Genomic DNA, 607 nt, shown 5'->3' on the forward strand with positions numbered 1-607 from the left:
TTAAAATAGAAGTAATACTAGAAAAGTTGATTTCCACTGCGGTCGGACGCTTTCCGCGGACACGGCTTCAGCCGCTTCCCTCGCTGCGCTCAGTCCAGGGTCTTCAGCTCGTGCTGTTCCCGCAGGAGTCGCCGACCTCCGCTTCAATCAACGGTGTCTCTAATAAAATTAATGAGGTGATGGATATGATGACGAAGAATCAAATCAATGAACGCGAACAGTTGGAATTACTGACTATAGAACAGTTAGTTCCACAAGACCATCTTGTTCGTAAGTTAGATGCGGCAATTGATTTTTCCTTTATCTATCCATTGGTTGAAAACCTTTATTCGACAATAGGGAGACCTAGTATCGACCCAGTGGTACTTATCAAGATGACTTTTATCCAATATACCTTCGGCATACGATCCATGCGCCAAACCATCAAAGAGATTGAAACAAACATGGCATACCGCTGGTTTCTAGGCTTTGGTTTCCATACCGAGGTTCCCCATTTCTCAACTTTCGGGAAAAACTACGTCCGTCGTTTTGCAGATACAGACCTGTTCGAGCAGATTTTCTACAGAGTGTTGAAGGAGGTCGCAGATCGTGGGCTCCTAAGCCCGGA

General features: G+C 45.5%; 1 protein-coding gene. It reads left to right on the plus strand.

Translation table 11 applies throughout. The features are described 5' to 3' along the window. Positions 1-185: 185 nt before the first annotated feature. Positions 186-607 (plus strand): transposase (locus ACFQ38_RS11295; RefSeq protein ID WP_381480937.1); only part of this gene is annotated, 422 nt, incomplete at its 3' end.

The organism is Sporosarcina contaminans (assembly GCF_042679045.1).
Taxonomy (GTDB): domain Bacteria; phylum Bacillota; class Bacilli; order Bacillales_A; family Planococcaceae; genus Sporosarcina; species Sporosarcina contaminans.